We start from the raw sequence: 15,129 nt of genomic DNA on the forward strand, positions 1-15,129 counted from the left end.
GCGTTCTCGATGTCGCTGACGTCCGCTGGAGTGAGCCGGTAGATCCATCGGCTCTGGTCCTCCAGGTCGGTGGGCATCCAAGCCAGGTCCTTGCCGAACGGGGACTAGGCCACAGCAGCCTCCTTGGAAACTTGGAGAAGCTTTCACTGCCAAGGTGCGCGTCAGTCGAGGTCGGCGTTGAGCAGCCAAAGCCGTGAGGCCTCGAGCTGTTCACGTGTCAGCCGCTCGGCCCGAGCGGCGTCTCGTACGCGAAGCGCGTCGACGATGTCACGATGGATCTGGACGAGGGCCGCTCGCTCCTGGGCGGTTCGGAGCTCGATCGCCCGCATGCGACGCGCCCGCCCGAAGAAGCCGGCGCTCGACGCCAAGGAGTCGAGTGAGGCATTGGCCGCGACGCGGCGGAGCACGGCGTCGAAGCGTTCGGCGGCCTGCTGAGCCACTTCGGGGTCGGCGTCAGCCAAGCTGCTGCCCGCTTCGTCGACGATTCGGGCCAGCTCGTCGACCTCCTCATCGGTGATCTTCTCCGCGGCGAAGCGGGCCAGGGCGCCACGCAGCAGCGATTCGGCGTAGAGCAGCTCCCGGACCGTCTCGGTCGAGTGACTGGCGACGGCCAGCGATCGCGGTGAATGGCGTTCGATCAGTTGTTCCTGTTCAAGCCGGCGCAAGGCCTCACGGATCGGCGTCGGGCTCACGCCCAGCAGGAACGCCAGTTTGCGTTCGGTGACCTTCTGGCCGGGGGCGAGGACGCCGGTCGCGATGCTCTCGCGAATCTGCTGGTAGGCCCGCTCGGCAAGGGACTCGTGTCGCTCCAGCGAGGACAGAGGGCTCCTGGCGGAGTCGGTCACGGTGCAGCTCCTTGTGGTCCGGTGCCGCGGCCTTCCAGCGGCGCTTGAGGCTACATGCTATAGCGAGTTCGAAGCGTAGCTGAGTGGTGCTGTCGCAGGTGGAGCACCGTGACATCGTCGGCGCCTGGCTCACCGGGTCAGGCCGAGCAAGGTCGCTTGCACCACGAGGCGGGGAACGATCAGGTGCCGACGGTGTGGCTTTTCACGCGCGCCCCCGGTGAGGCCCCCATTAAAGTCCCCGGTCGACGAACTCGCCGAGAAGGCGAAGACGGCGAGCCGCAGACTCCGTCGGCAGACATTTCATGAAGATCGAGGCAAGTCGCTGTTGGTTTTTGACTTATGCGAGGGACAGAACCATCGTTCTTCCATGGTGCGGAAAGTCAACATACCGATGGCTCATGTTCACGGCGATGTGGATGAGGGCTACGGTGCCGTCGCGGACGCGTTCCGGCGAAACTTCGCCGACGGTCTGGAGATCGGTGCCGCGTGTGCCGTCTACCGGGACGGGGCCAAGGTGGTGGACCTGTGGGGTGGTTACCGCAATGGCCTGACCCGAGAGCCGTGGCGTGAGAGCACGCTGGTTCCGGTGTACTCCACCACCAAGGGGATCGCATCACTGGCGGTCGCGGTCGCCCACTCCCGCGGATTTCTGAGCTATGACGAACCGGTGGCTGCCTATTGGCCCGAGTTCGCCGAAGCCGGCAAGGGCGATGTGACCGTGCGCCAATTGCTGTCGCACCAGGCCGGGCTGCCGGTCATCGATCGGCGGCTACAACTGGTGGACCTGGCGGATCCGCACGTGCTGTCCGCAGCGCTGGCCGAGCAGCGCCCGGCGTGGACACCGGGGACGCGGCACGGCTACCACGGTCAGTCACTCGGCTACTACGAGAGCGAATTGATCCGCCGGGTGGACCCCCAAGGACGCGGTCTGGGTCGTTACTTCGCCGAAGAGATCGCTGCCCCACTCGACGCGGAGTTCCACATCGGCCTGCCTGAGACGGTGGATCCGGAACAGATCGCGCACATCCACGGCTTCGCCGCCTCCGAGATGCTCCTGCACCTTGGCGATATGCCGTTGCCGTTCGTGCTGGCGTTCAGCAACCCGCGCAGCCTCTCTGCCAGGGCGTTCAGTAATCCGCGTGAGTTGGGCAAGGTCGAGGCCTTCAACCGCCCGGACGTACGCGCCCTGGAGATTCCCGCGGTCAACGGCATCGGCAAGGTGAGTTCCATCGCCAAGCTGTACGGCGACGCCGCGACCGGAGGCAAGGCCCTTGGCCTGGACGCGGCTACCCTGACGGCCCTCACTCGCGCCGCTCCGTCACCCAGTGGGGGGTTGCGGGACAAGGTGCTACGCGTCGACACCCAGTACTCCCTCGGTTACATGAAGCCCTTCCCCCGGTTCCGCTTCGGCTCCTCCGCGGGCATGGCGTTCGGCACCATGGGACTGGGTGGATCGTTCGCCTTCGCCGACCCGGACACGGGTGTCGGGTTCGCCTACGCCATGAACCGGTGCGGCTTCCACCTGTGGGACGACCCACGCGAGGTGGCGCTCCGTGACGCGCTCTTCTCCAGCGTCCTGGGTGAGGCGCGGCAGCGTCCCGACCCACGTCGGCGGTAGCCGACGGAGCGGAGGGACGTTCCTGCGGGTGCGGTCGTCGGCATGCAGGGGTGCGGGCATGGAATCCATCGACCTGCGCGATGAGCCCAGTGCGAAGGGCCGCCCTCTCACGCAGCCGGGAAACTCCGCACCTCGTCGAATGAGTGGCATGCTGTCCGTCGGTGCGGCCACGCTCCTCGCAGTCGGTGCGGCGGTGGCCGTTCCGGCAGCCGCGGCGCCGGACCCGACTTCCGCTTCGGCCCCGAAGCCAGCCACTCAGCATGTGAAGCCGACCGTGGTGCTCGTGCACGGCGCCGTCGGCGACTCCTCCGTCTAAAACGGAGAGATCAAGCGGCTCCTGCAGGACGGATATCCGGTGCGGGCGGTGGTGAAACCGCTGCGTGGACTGCCCACCGACGCCCCAGCCGCCAAGGACGTGCTGCGCAGCATCCACGGCCCCATCCTGTTGGTAGGCCACTCCTACGGTGGTGCGGTCATCACCGACGCGGCGGCCGGCAACCCCAACGTCAAGGCGCTGGTGTACCTGGCGGCGCTGGTCCCCGACAAGGGCGAGCCCGCGCAGGGGCCGTCCGACATCCCGGTCAAGCACCCGCTGCCGCCGCTGCCGGTCGACCTGGTTCCGACCGTGGCCGCGGACGGCACCAAGAGCATGGACGGGTACGTGAAGCAGGACGCGTACGTGAAGAGGTTGGCCCCTGACGTCAACCCGGTGGCCCCGAGGGAGATGGCTGCCGAACAGCTGCCGCTCGACGTCCACGCGAATGATTCCATGAGCACCGCGGCGGCCTTGCACGACATTCCGAGTTACTACCTGATCACGAAGAACAACCAGATCCTCGAACCTGAGGCGGCAGTTCTTCGTAGGGTGCGGAACAGGCCCTCGAAAACGTCCTGCCAGGGCCTGTCCGGGCAGGCGGAGGGCGAGGACGTGTGTGCGGAGGGGCCGTTCCATCCGCGGTCACCTCAGGCCGAGTCCACCCGCACAACCCCTGCAACGGTGGTGGAGCTGGCGCGCCGGTGCGAAGCTCGCGGTGTGACGGTCCTCGATGCGGCAGTCTCAGGCTTCCGCCGACGGGCTGCCGCGGGCGGGCATACGGTGATGGTGGGCGGCCGCCGTCGACACCTTCCGACAGGTATCTCCCATCCTGCAGACCTTCGGCGCACACGTGGAGCACCTGGGACCGGTGGGGCGGGGCTTGGCCACGAAGACGTTGAACCAGGCCGGGTCTCGCCAACCTGGCCTCGTCGGCTCCTGCTCCTGGGACCGGTCGGCAGCTCGGGCTCGACCCGGGGGCTACCGAACGGGTGCTGCTCACTGCGAGTGGAGGAAGCTTCGCGCTGGAACTTCTCGTCCGCAGGGTCCTGAGAGACCCTCAGTTCGCCCAGCTTGTCGCATCCATCGCAGACAAGGACCTTGCCGTCTTCGAGGACCTGTGTCGCTCCGCCAGCGTCCCCAGCGGTGACTTGGACCGCTTCACGGCCCGCTCCAATGACGCCATGACCACGCTCTTCAAGACACCATGACCTTTCGCGCCGCCCTGTTGCGACTCGAAGTGAACTATGTCGTAAGGCAGTACTGAGGCCTGCGCCGCCCATTCCGCGGCCCTGGTGTCCTTAGCGGCGACATCCTCGTAGCTCAGCTCGGCGAGCAGCCGCGGGCATACCGACCCGGGCTGAGGTGGGTGTGAGCTGCCCGAGCACCCGGACTACACCCGCATCGCAGCCGCCTTCAGCCAGGCGACCGGAACCGCTACGGGCCAAGGACTCCGCGAAGCCCTCGCCCACGAACTGCTGCCGAAGATAGCCCGCGAGCTGGGCCTGAACCGCCGCACCGTTGCCAAGTACGCACGCACCCCGCCCCGCCGATCCACGAACCTTGACCCATATCTGGAGTACTTGCATCAACGCTGGGAGGAAGGCGAGCACACCGCGACGGCGCTGCACCAGGAGATCGTCGCCAGGGGCTACCGCGGCCACTACCAGAGAGTCGCGATGGCCATCGCGCCGCTGCGTCGCGGTCTGCCGATCGACACACCCCGAGCGGCCACCCTCGCCCCGCCAGGCCATTCCCCAGCCATGCCCCAGCGCATTGCCGTTGTCGTCCTCGACGGAGCCCGCCGGAAGTGGCGCGAGCTCGCAGGTTCACGGGAAACGCGCCGGGGCGACGACACCGTCAGGCACTACTGATCGTCGCTGTGAGGAAGAAGCGGGCCGGGCGAAGTGGCGGACGGATCATGGGCGGTGAGATTCTGACGTCCGACGACACGTAGCAGTTCGAGCTGTCCCGCGCCGTCACTGCCTGGGCGGGGGGTGAAGACGAGCAGCCGCTGGTCCTGCCGGGCGGTGGTGAGGACTTCGCAGTCGATGCGGACGATGCCGAGGGTGGGGTGGACAACCCGCTTGCGGTCGCTGCGGCGTACGGCGACGTCATGGCGCTCCCACAGATCTTCGAACTCGCTGCTGGCGGTGCGCAGGGCGTCGACAAGCTTCGTGGCCTTCGGGTCGCGGGGGCGCAGTGCGACCGCGGCACGAAGGTCGGCGACCTGAACCCGGCTGTGGTGCTCATGGTCCTCAGGTGGGTACAGCGCTCGGGTGGCCGGCTGGGTAAACCATCGGTAGGTGAAGCTGCGGGCGAGTCCGGTGTACGCGGTCTGCTCGCCCAGCAGGGCGAGCGCCATCCTATTCTGCACAAGGATCTCGCCGAGGTCGGAGACGACCTGGGCCGGCAGTTCGGTGAGTGCGTCCAGCAGTCGCAGCAGTCCTGGACTGACGTGGTCGTCGGCGGCGAAGGCGGGTGGAGCATGGTGACCGGCTAGGTGGAACAAGTGGTCGCGTTCGTCGATGCCCAGTCGCAGCGCTCGGGCAAGTGCGGTGAGCATCTGCGGTGACGGCTGTGGACCACGAGCTTGCTCCAGCCGGATGTAGTAGTCCGGGGACATTCCCGCGAGCTGCGCGATCTCGTACCGACGCAGGCCCGGCGTCCGCCGCCGTGTGCCCGCGGGAATGCCTACGTCATCGGGCTGCAGTAGCTCGCGGCGGTGCCGCAGGAAGCCGGCCAGCTCCTTTTTGTTCATGTGTTCCAGCATGGGGCTTCCACGTGCGGGCTGGGAGGGACTGTCGATACCTGTCTTTCCAGGTCTCTCCCGGCCCGGTGCGGGCCGTCGCATCGTGGTGGGGCGAGCACATCGCACTAGCCCACCGTGCAAAGGGAAGAAACTGATGAAGATCCTCGTCACCGGCGCCACCGGAACCGTCGGCGGACACGTGGCGCGTCGGCTCTCCGGCCGCGGCCACCAGCTCGTGGCCCTGGTCCGTGACCCGTCCAAGGCCGACCTGCCCGCCGACATCACGATCGTAGCGGGCGACCTCACCGATCCATCCGCGGTGCGCCGGGCCCTGGCCGGCATAGACCGGGCATTCCTCAACATGGCCGACGACAACGGCGCCGTCTTCGCCGAGGCGGCTGCGGAGGTCGGGCTGGGACACGCTGTGCTGCTCTCCTCCTTCACCGCGGTCACCGAACTGCCCTCCGGCCCGGCCAACATCATCACCGCTCGCCACCAGGCCGGTGAGAAGGCGCTCACGCAGGCCGGCGTGCCCTCGACGTTCCTGCGGGCAGCCGGGTTCGACTACAACATCCTGATGTGGGTCGCCGGTGTTGCCGACGGTGTCGTGCGCGCCCCGAATGCGGACGTGAAGCTCCCGGTGGTCGACCCTGACGACATCGCTGCCGCGGCTGTCGCCGTGCTCACCGCCGCCGACCCGAAGCCCGGGGCATACTCGATTACCGGGCCGCAGAGCCTGTCCGTGCGTGACCAGGTCTCCGTTCTCAACGAGACACTGGGCCGCTCGTACACCGTGCAGGAGATCTCCCAGGCCGAGGCGGCCGCCGTGGCGTTTCCGCAGGGCACCCCGGACTTCGTCAGCCACTCCGTGCTGGAGACCATGGGCCCTGGTGCGGCCGTCCTCGTTCCCAGCGGTGACGTCCAGGTTCTGACCGGTAGGGCGGCTCGGTCCTTCGGGGCTTGGGTTGTCGACAATGCCAAGGCCATCGCGTGACAGCGCAGACAGTCCTCATCACGGGTTCGGCCACTGGTATGGGAGCCCTCGCCGCGGTATCACTTGCCGCGGCGGGGCACACCGTCTACGCGAGCATGCGTGACCCCGAGGGGCTTGATCGGCACCGAGCCGAGGCCGTTGCCGACAAGGCCGCCGGATCACCAGGTACCCTGCACGTCGTGGAACTCGATGTGCTGTCCGAAGAATCGGCACACCGGGCGGTACGGCGCATCGTGGACGACTGCGGTCGGTTGGATGTGGTCGTGCACAACGCCGCCCACCTGTACTTCGGTATCACCGAGGCGTTCACCCCCGATGAAGTGATCAAAGCGTTCGACGTCAATGCCGTCGGGGCTCTGCGTGTCAACCGCGCCGCGCTACCGGTCATGCGCAGGCAGGAGTCCGGTTTGCTGCTGTGGAACGGCTCCGGCATTACCCGTGTGGTGCCGCCTTTCCTCGGTCCGTATGCCGCGGCGAAGGCCGCGTTCGACGTCTTCGCCGAGTCGACGGCCTGGGAGGTCACGAACTACGGCATCGAGACGACCGTCCTGATGCCAGGAGTGTTCACCGAGGGCACCGAGCACTTCGCCAAGGCCGCGTTCGCCGGCGATACCGAGGTCGCCGCGGCCTACGAGCGGATCGCCGGCCACCTGGCCTCCAGCGGCACAGACACCGAACGCCTCTTCGACGGTCGTCCTCCGTCCGATCCTCAGATCGTCGCCGACGAGATGGTCCGGATCATCGGTTTGCCACTGGGCAGCAGACCGCGCCGTGCCATCGCGGACGGCTCGGATTACGGCGCGGAGATCGCCAACGGTACCGCCGAAGAACTCCGACTCCGGCTGGCCCGCCGCATGCACATCACCCGTCTGCTCGACCTGCCGACCTGACGCCTGTGCACCCCATGTACCCCGTCACTGCTCAACAGCACTCAGTCCGAGTACAGAGCTGACACTGCGCGCGGGCGCGAGGGCGGGGCCCCCGGAACGGGTTCCGCCCCCGCGCTCGTGGGGTCTCCACGTCAATTGCCTCTCCAGCTGAGCAAACTGGTCGACCGACAGCTTCGGTGGGCCGGCAGGCGCAGGCGTTCAGCCCGCCTTCCCGCTGGGCATGGTGCCGGGGCCTTGCCGACCGTTCTTCATGCAGCAGATCCTTCGCGACCACGGCGGTCGCTTCGTACCCACTCACCAGCGGCGGGTGACGCCGTGATCGCGACCCGAATGTCCGGGCCGTGTGTTCCACAGACGTCTCGCGGATGCGCCGTCTGGGCGGAACAGGTCCCTGGCCCTGGCCAGTCCGGGAGAGAACACGCTTGGGGTGGTCCTGCGTCAGTTCCCCCGTCGGCCCAGGACAAGGCGGCCAACAGGGCTCGCGGTGACGTGCACATCCTCAAAGCCCCGTCCCACAGCTCCGCGGCCAGCCCCTCTGCCGTGTGGACCGGGGGGGGACACCGCGGGAGTCGGCGACGAGCGCGTCGAGGGCGGCAGACGTGCGTGCGGGTTGTCCGTCGGTGGAGCGAGTTCTTGCACCAGGAGCAGACCACCAGGAACCAGCGCGCGCCGCACGGCGGTCAGGGTGGCCGCGCGAGCGGCACGAGGGAAGAACGCCTGTGCCCAGTAGGCGGCTGCGTGAACCGCACCGTCGTCGAGTTCCTGGGCGTCGGTGTGCCGTATCTCCAAGCGGGAGGTTACGCCGACCAACTCGGCCCGTGCCCGTAGCTCCTTAACGACGTCGTCGGCCCGCTCAACACCAACCCCGATCACCTGGCGCCCCATCAGGTGACGGCGCTGCAGATCCTGCTGTGGCAGGGCTACCACCTGCTGACCGCGCTGGTCCTGGCCGTGCCCGGTGCCACCGCCGCGGCGTGCACCCTCGACGCGGCCGGGCAGTCCGTGCACGCCCTGCTGCACGGCCCGAACGGGGAGCCGTTCATGCTGATCATCGCCGCGACTCCGGCCGAGGTCTTCCGCGAGACGATCCACTTCGCCGACGGGCACGGCGCCGCAACGATCGACTTCGTCCGCCCCTATGAACCGGCCGACGGCGCCTTCGTGACCACGGCAGATGGCACGCAGAGCGGCTTCGCGGACCCGTTCGCCGCGCTGTGGATGTCCGTCGACGCCCGTCTGTCCGGGCAGCACCCCGCCGACCTGCCGACCTGCGTCGACCTCGCCCTGCGGGGTGAGGACCTCGCCCTGGCCCTGCTCAGCTTCCGCCCCGACCCGCTGACCGGCCAGATCTGCCCGCCCCACGCCACCACCATCCGCCTCGTCCTGGCCGCCGCGGACGGCACGCCCTTGACCGCGCCATCGGCGACTTCCTCCAAGAACGCAGGGCCCCGGCACCGGGACGAAAGGCCATCGCCGTCGACGGCAAGACACTCCGCGGCTCCCGCTGTCGGCGTACACGTGAGCGTGGCCCTGGCAAGATTTTCGTGAAGCGGGGGGTGTGCCACCCTGCGCCGGTGACGCTCCGTCACGGGTAGCGGCGTCGGAGTCCGGCCATTGTCTGCCAATGCCTCCGGCACCGGCGACACCACCTTTTCGATCATCGCTCACCCCGCCTTCGTGCCGCTCCGGACTGTGCTGCTGAGGTACTGAGCGCGATAGAGCCACATGCAGTTTCAGTCATAGAAGGTCTCGTAGGCGCGCCAGCGCCAGAGCACTGCGATCTCACCGGTGCCTTCCATACGGAAGACACTTCCCACGTACACGTCACGAGCTCCCTCGCCACCTCTCAGCGAACTCATGTACGCGGTCTGGTGCAAGGCGTTCTCATGGGTGGTCGGCACCCCGTCCCGTGGGTGGACCAGTGACCAGTGCACGGATTGGTACCGGCGCGGATTGCCTCGGAGCAGTTCTTCCGGGACCAAGTACTGACGGTTCCGGAACAGGTCCTCGAAGGCGTCTGTGGCGTCGGCGAGCGACAGAACCTGAAGATACGGAGGCCGGCTCGCCCACGCCCCGGTCATGGTGTCAGCCTGCCTGCGCTCGTGCTCGGCCATCGCCCTGGCCAGTTGATCCGGCTGGAACGGTGGCGACGCCGACAGCCAGCCAGGAGCCTCGGCTCCACGCGCCAGCCGTCGCATGTATCGGTCCTGCTCATCAGCGCGTTCTGCCGCCCCACGGGCGTCGCAGTCGTCGCAGAGATAGCGGACATCACCGAGCATACCGAGCATCCTGACGCGTCTGTCCTCGTGGAACGTTCGCGTCTTCGGCCTGGCCCGTGCCTTGGGGCGACGGGAGTCGGTGCGACCGTAGGTCCGCTCCCTCATGCGGGCCCGGCACACGTCACAGCGGCGACGCCGCGGAATGCCGTCCAGGAACCTTCTCAGCACAGTGCATGCACCTCACGGCCCTCGCACCCCGGCAGATCTATAGCGGGCAGTATGCCAAGCTCGCACCTCGACCGACAGACCCCCTGGGGACGGGTGACGAGGGCGGCAGGGCAGTCCGCCGGGCGTGCACGGCTCCGGCTGGGCGATAAGGTGATCATGGACAAGATCTGCTCCCGGCCAGCGGCGCATCAGAACGGTGAAGGTCCTCAATTGCCGGGGGCTCCACTTCTCATCTGCGTCGCCCCAGGTGTGATCTCGATGCGTACGCTGCCCTCCGGCAATCGTGTGGGGTGCGGGGTTGTTCGTAAGGAGGGAGTTGCCTGTCTTGAGCTGTCTCATTGATTACTTCGGTGGCGCGCGCAGGATTCAGGTGCTGCCTTAAGAAGCGGGAACAGATCGGACGGCTGCCCATGGCCGGCCGTGAGTGGCTCCCCAGGGGCGAGCCCATCGAGGTGGAGGACCACCACTTCTTCTTCAGCGGCCCGGACGTTCAGCAGGCGATCCCGTACGGCATCTACGACATCACCCGCAACACCGGCTGGGTCAACGTCGGTGTCGACCACGACACGTCGGTCTTCGCGGTCGAGTCCATCCGCCGCTGGTGGCGCTGTCGCGGCAGCCTCGATTACCCGAGGGCGTCACGGCTGTTGATCATCTCGGATGGGGGCGGCTCCACGGCTACCGCTACCGGGTCTGGAAAAGCGAACTGGCCGCCCTGGCTGCCGAAACCTGGCTGGTGGTCACGGTCTGTCACTTTCCTCCAGGCACAAGCAAGTGGAACAAGATCGAAACACCGGCTGTTCTCCCACATCACCCGAAACTGGCGCGGCAGGCCGCTGACCAGCCATGAAGTCGTCATCGAGACGATCGCCGCCACCCGCACCCGGGCCGGGCTGCGCGTCGAGGCCCAGCTGGATGTCGGCGACTATCCCACCGGCATCGCGGTCAGCAAGGACCGCTTCACCGCGCTGCCGCTGGCCAAGCACGAGGCCCACGGCCCATGGAACTACACCCTGCTGCCCGAGCCCTCCGCGCCGCAGACCCTGCCCGTCGCCGAGACGCACGGCGTCGCTGACCGGCGCCGCGAGCTTCTCGCCCGCCTGGCCGACCCGCGGCTGACCGGTCTGAGCAGTACCGAACTCGCAGATCTATACGCCGAGTTGGCCCCATTGCAATCCGCTCGGTCCCAAGAACGCTACAGCGAGCAACGCGGCGGACGCGCCCGGCGCGCCACCGGTAATCAGCGGGCCAGGCCGCTGTTCGACGACGCGGCCCGGGTCATGCTCACCCTCCTCTGCCAGCGACAGGTCTGCTCGATGAAGCTGCTGGGCGACATGCTGGAGGTGACCCCCACCTGCATCGGTCACCTCGTCGCCGAGACCCGCCGGGTCCTGGAGGACCACGGCCACCAGCCCGGATACGCCCGCACCCGCTTCACTGCGGCGGCCGAGTTGCTGGCCTTTCTCAACACCGCCGAGACCCCGACACGCACCCGGATCATGGAGAGCCTGTCCCATCCGCTCCTGACCGGCATGTCCCGCGAAGACCTGGATGCCCTGGCCCGCCGTCTCGCCCCACGCCAGCTCGCTCGGATCGAACGCGCCTCCTACCAGCGCCGGGGCGCCGACCGCCGGCCGGGAAGCCGAGGCGGAATCTTCCCCCAGAAGATCGGTAACCAGGAACGCGTCATCCTCGCCGTCCTCTACCTGCGGAATCTGTGCACCCTGGACGTCCTCGCCGAGGCTTTGGGCGACGTGAGCCGATCCTTGATCGACAACGTCATCCGCGAGATCCGCCCCCTGCTCGTGGAGGGCGGACTCCTCCCTCCTCCGGCCACCACCCGCTACCGCACCGCCGCCGATCTCCTCGCTGCCACGCATAGCGAAGACGACACACCCATAGGTTGCTTCTTTACGGCTTCGAGCCTGGCCGCTTCGCTGGCGGCCGTGCTTGACCAGCGCAAGCTGCTGGCCGGGCGGATCCAGAAACTCCTGGAGGACCACCCTCTTTCGAAGGTCCTGATGTCGATGCCGGGAGTCGGCGTCAGGACCGGAGCCAGGATCCTGATCAAGGTCGGTGACGGCAGCACCTTCCCGACCGCGGGCCACCTCGCCGCCTACGCCGGCCTCGCCCCGGCGACCCGGAGCTCGGGCTCATCGATCCGCGGCGAACAGCCGTCCCGACGGGGAAACAAGCAGCTCAAGAGGGCTTTCTTCCTCTCCGCGTTCGCTGCCCTGGGTGATCCGACATCGCGGGCCTAATCCCTTGCCAAGGACCTCCCGGGACGGCGGATCTGTCTGGGGAGGTTCGGGTGCCGGATCGTGACATCTGCGGGCACCTGGGCGGGCGACGCCTCAAGGTGGACCGGGTGCATGATCTTGGTGCTCGTGGTGGCGGTCGTGTGGGCGCCGGGTGAATGCCTCGGGGAAACCGGAAGCCTTTTGAGGCCTCGTGTGAGACAGGCGTCTCTTGGCGCCTCCTCGGCCGTCACCTCTGACTGGATCGGTGTGGCGCCCGTTGGTGCCGGGCGGATGGCCAAACTTCCCCCGACGTTCGACGTCTCATTGCAGGGCGGCGATGCCCGGGACCATCGAGCATCAACACCGATCCCTGTGATCCCTCGTTGGTGTTGGTGGTGCGAGCCTGCGCCACAGTGACCTCTCGATGCGCCCGAGCCGTCCTGAGCTCTCACGCAGACCGGGGCCCGTGGGGTGCGCTGGTGCCACGAACGGCTGGTGAGGTGGCGGCCCGGCCACACGGTGGTCGAGGCCTTGGATTAGGTCGCTCGCGTGGCCCGCATGCGCTCGTGACCAGCGCAAACACCCAAACATGAGGGAGGGATACCCGTGATCGCTTGCGGAATCGACTGGGCGGAGAGGACCCACGACGTCGCCCTGGTCAACGACACCGGCCAGTTACTGGCCAAGCGTCACATCACTGACGACGCCGCCGGCTACCGGCAGCTTCTCGAACTGCTCGCCGAGCACGGCGACACACCCGAGAACCCGATCCCGGTGGCGATCGAGACCTCCCGCGGCCTGCTCGTCGCCGTCCTGCGGACCGGAAAGCGCAAGGTCTACGCCATCAACCCGATGGCTGCCGCCCGCTACCGCGACCGCCACTCCGTCTCGCGCAAGAAGTCCGACCCCGGCGACGCCCTCGTCCTGGCCAACATCCTGCGCATCGACCTACACGCCCACCCTCCCCTGCCCGAGGACTCCGATCTCGGCCGGGCAATCGCGGTGCTGGCCCGCGCCCAGCAGGACAGCTTGTGGAACCGGCAGCAGCTGGCCAATCAGCTGCGATCCCTGCTGCGCGAGTACTACCCCTCTGCCCTAAAGGCCGTCGCCACCTGGGCCAATGGCCTGGGCCGTTCCGAGGCCCGCGCCCTGCTGGGCCTCCTCAGGGACGGAGGCCGCACCGCACTGACCAGCCCGTTTTGCGGCCAGGACGAAGGAGGCCGTCTCCCGGTAGGTGGCATCGGGCCCTTCCGCATCTGTCCGGAGCATTGACATCCGCCACCGCCGACCCTCACGGCGGCCGTGCCACGACGAGAAGCACCGCAAGCGCCCCCCGCGGTACTCGCGACGGCAGGCGGTCCGGTGGTGATGATGCGGGCGTTCTCGGCGGCGCGGGCATCGAGGACGTCGGGCAGGGGCTCCGCGAGCAGCGGAGCCAGGGCGGCGTCGGCAAGACGATGGACAACGGGATACCGTACAGGCGGCGAGGGCGGTCACGATCAGGGCGAGAACCGTGACAGCGGCCGTGGCCGGCCATACGGCCAGCGGGCCGAGGAGGAGCCGGTGTGCCGGCGCCTGGCCAGCCGACGCAGCCCAAGCCGCTGCACACGGGACGCGAGCGGGCTGAACACGGCGATCCGGTCAGGCTCCCGTCAGCCGGAACCGCCCAGTCGATCCACCCCCATCCCGTCCGTTCACGGATCAGGACGGGCTCGCGCATGCGCTGCGCCGCGGTCACGTCTGATGCGGCGCCGGGTGCCCGGAGGGCTCATGGCGTCCTTCCTTCCGTCGGGCCGGTAAACGTCGTGGCGCAGGTGGTGCAGCGTCCCTCGCTGTGAGGGTGGGCGCGACGTGGGATGGGGCCGGAGCAGGTAGAGCACAGAGGCCAGCCGAGGCAGGCTGGACAGAGGTCCTCGCCCTGGGCGGTACTGGGGACACCGCACCCGGCGCATTCAACCAGGGCGCGGCAGGTGATGGCTTCAGTGACCGTGCGGGCTTCGGGCACCGTGGACGACCGCTCAGGCGTCGAGGTGACGGACGGTTCGCCGTCCAGGACGTCGCCAGCGCTCGGACTAGTGGGGCTGGCGGATGGTGAATAGGCCTGGGCGGCGAGAAGGCGGACGGCGATGATCACGCCGACGCTGGTACGCACCGGGGCTGGCAGGAGACGGCCAGCGATGACATGGCGCAGCTGGGCGCTGGGCCAGCCGGACTCCAGCATCACGGTCACAACACGGCCCTGGTCGGTCAGCGCCTTCCCGGCCAACAGTAGCTCGATCCCGGGCGGCATCTCATCGGCCGCAGGCACCGGCGGGACAGCCGGCGAAGCCTCCGGTGCCGCAGGCGAGTTGTCGGCCGGGCACGCTTCTGCGTCCAGCCCACCCGTCCCCGAGGAGACCCCTCGCGATGGCGGCGCGGCCGCAGGGACGGGGGGTCTGGTCATCTGCTTGTTGGTCTTCTTACACCGAGTCCTACGTGGTGAGGCGAATGAACCGCTTGTAGCAGCACAGGGCGGCGGCGAGGCCGAGAAAGGCCAGGTAGTTGCGGGGATCGCGTTCGTAGCGGGGCTGAGTCGACGGTAGCCGGCAGAGCCACGACATGGTGCACTCGACGACCCAACGGCGTCGTCCTACTGAGTTTTTCGTTAGTTCTGTGGTGGTTGGGGCTTCGGCAGTGTGAGCATGATGGTGTGTCTTCCAAGCCGCAGGACGCTGTTGCTGATGTCTCCGTTCTGCCGTTGACGCGGCCGCAGTTGGCCGAGGCACGTCGCATACGCGCGGCCGAGTTGTTCGAGCAGAGACGTCCTTCATCCGAGGTTGCCCGGGCAGTGGGGATGCACCCCGAGAGTGTGCGCCGGTGGAAACGCTTGTGGGAGCAGGGCGGGGCTGAGGCATTGCGGCGGCGCCCGGCCACCGGTCAGCCGCCCAAGCTGGATGACGCCCAGGTCGAAGCGGTGCGAGTCTCAATGACGGAGTCAAGCCGCTTGGGTAACTGGCGGGGCGGAGGTGAAGACTCGGTTGTCGCGCAGCA

10 protein-coding genes and 3 pseudogenes are annotated in these 15,129 nt (G+C 68.0%); 9 read left to right on the forward strand and 4 right to left on the reverse strand.

Annotated elements, in window-relative coordinates:
• Positions 1-161: 161 nt before the first annotated feature.
• Positions 162-845, reverse strand: coding sequence for a GntR family transcriptional regulator (locus ACZ470_RS40105; RefSeq protein ID WP_468434899.1), 684 nt, complete (start codon positions 843-845; stop codon positions 162-164).
• 367 nt (positions 846-1,212) lie between these two features.
• Here ACZ470_RS40105 and ACZ470_RS40110 point away from each other — a divergent pair, with 367 nt between their 5' ends.
• Together ACZ470_RS40110 and ACZ470_RS40115 are read left to right on the forward strand one after the other, a co-directional pair.
• Positions 1,213-2,463 carry a serine hydrolase domain-containing protein gene (locus ACZ470_RS40110; RefSeq protein ID WP_468434900.1) on the forward strand — a complete coding sequence of 417 codons (1,251 nt, stop codon included), beginning with the start codon at positions 1,213-1,215 and terminating at the stop codon, positions 2,461-2,463.
• 364 nt (positions 2,464-2,827) lie between these two features.
• Positions 2,828-3,829: an alpha/beta hydrolase gene (locus ACZ470_RS40115; RefSeq protein WP_468434901.1), complete on the forward strand. Its 1,002-nt coding sequence runs from the start codon at positions 2,828-2,830 to the stop codon at positions 3,827-3,829.
• Positions 3,830-4,643: 814 nt separating this feature from the next.
• On the opposite strand, the gene ACZ470_RS40120 is transcribed toward ACZ470_RS40115, so the two are convergent.
• Entirely contained in the window at positions 4,644-5,549 is a 906-nt protein-coding gene (locus tag ACZ470_RS40120; protein WP_468434902.1) for a helix-turn-helix transcriptional regulator, read from the reverse strand.
• A gap of 133 nt (positions 5,550-5,682) precedes the next feature.
• Between ACZ470_RS40120 and ACZ470_RS40125 the strand changes: the two genes are divergently transcribed.
• From ACZ470_RS40125 to ACZ470_RS40135, 3 genes are all read left to right on the forward strand, one after another.
• Positions 5,683-6,522 carry an SDR family oxidoreductase gene (locus ACZ470_RS40125; RefSeq protein ID WP_468434903.1) on the forward strand — a complete coding sequence of 280 codons (840 nt, stop codon included), beginning with the start codon at positions 5,683-5,685 and terminating at the stop codon, positions 6,520-6,522.
• Entirely contained in the window at positions 6,519-7,412 is an 894-nt protein-coding gene (locus ACZ470_RS40130) for an SDR family NAD(P)-dependent oxidoreductase (RefSeq protein WP_468434904.1), read from the forward strand. The genes ACZ470_RS40125 and ACZ470_RS40130 overlap by 4 nt, the downstream gene beginning before the upstream one ends.
• A gap of 888 nt (positions 7,413-8,300) precedes the next feature.
• A complete protein-coding gene (locus ACZ470_RS40135; RefSeq protein WP_468434905.1) occupies positions 8,301-8,960 on the forward strand; it encodes a hypothetical protein in 660 nt (219 codons plus the stop codon).
• Positions 8,961-9,145: 185 nt separating this feature from the next.
• On the opposite strand, the gene ACZ470_RS40140 is transcribed toward ACZ470_RS40135, so the two are convergent.
• Entirely contained in the window at positions 9,146-9,691 is a 546-nt protein-coding gene (locus ACZ470_RS40140; RefSeq protein ID WP_468434906.1) for a hypothetical protein, read from the reverse strand.
• 518 nt (positions 9,692-10,209) lie between these two features.
• Here ACZ470_RS40140 and ACZ470_RS40145 point away from each other — a divergent pair.
• From ACZ470_RS40145 to ACZ470_RS40155, 3 pseudogenes are all read left to right on the forward strand, one after another.
• Positions 10,210-10,869 (forward strand): annotated as a pseudogene (locus ACZ470_RS40145) (ISAzo13-like element transposase-related protein); the annotation flags it as partial.
• Positions 10,870-11,784: 915 nt separating this feature from the next.
• Positions 11,785-12,117, forward strand: a pseudogene (locus tag ACZ470_RS40150) (IS110 family transposase); the annotation flags it as partial.
• 588 nt (positions 12,118-12,705) lie between these two features.
• Positions 12,706-13,254: pseudogene (locus ACZ470_RS40155) on the forward strand (IS110 family transposase); the annotation flags it as partial.
• Between the two features lie 1,316 nt (positions 13,255-14,570).
• Here ACZ470_RS40155 and ACZ470_RS40160 read toward each other — a convergent pair.
• Positions 14,571-14,864: a transposase gene (locus tag ACZ470_RS40160; protein ID WP_468434907.1), complete on the reverse strand. Its 294-nt coding sequence runs from the start codon at positions 14,862-14,864 to the stop codon at positions 14,571-14,573.
• Here ACZ470_RS40160 and ACZ470_RS40165 point away from each other — a divergent pair.
• Positions 14,789-15,129 (forward strand): helix-turn-helix domain-containing protein (locus tag ACZ470_RS40165; RefSeq protein WP_468434908.1); only part of this gene is annotated, 341 nt, incomplete at its 3' end. The two genes, ACZ470_RS40160 and ACZ470_RS40165, sit on opposite strands and share 76 nt — an antisense overlap.

Source organism: Streptomyces sp. NPDC031111 (genome assembly GCF_055570675.1).

What these genes read in the sequence shown, in the direction of transcription:
- ACZ470_RS40110 (WP_468434900.1), top strand. Translation starts at nt 1,213, where the DNA reads ATGGTGCGGAAAGTCAACATACCGATGGCTCATGTTCACGGCGATGTG.
- ACZ470_RS40120 (WP_468434902.1), bottom strand. Translation starts at nt 5,549, where the DNA reads ATGCTGGAACACATGAACAAAAAGGAGCTGGCCGGCTTCCTGCGGCAC.
- ACZ470_RS40125 (WP_468434903.1), top strand. Translation starts at nt 5,683, where the DNA reads ATGAAGATCCTCGTCACCGGCGCCACCGGAACCGTCGGCGGACACGTG.
- ACZ470_RS40140 (WP_468434906.1), bottom strand. Translation starts at nt 9,691, where the DNA reads ATGCTCGGTGATGTCCGCTATCTCTGCGACGACTGCGACGCCCGTGGG.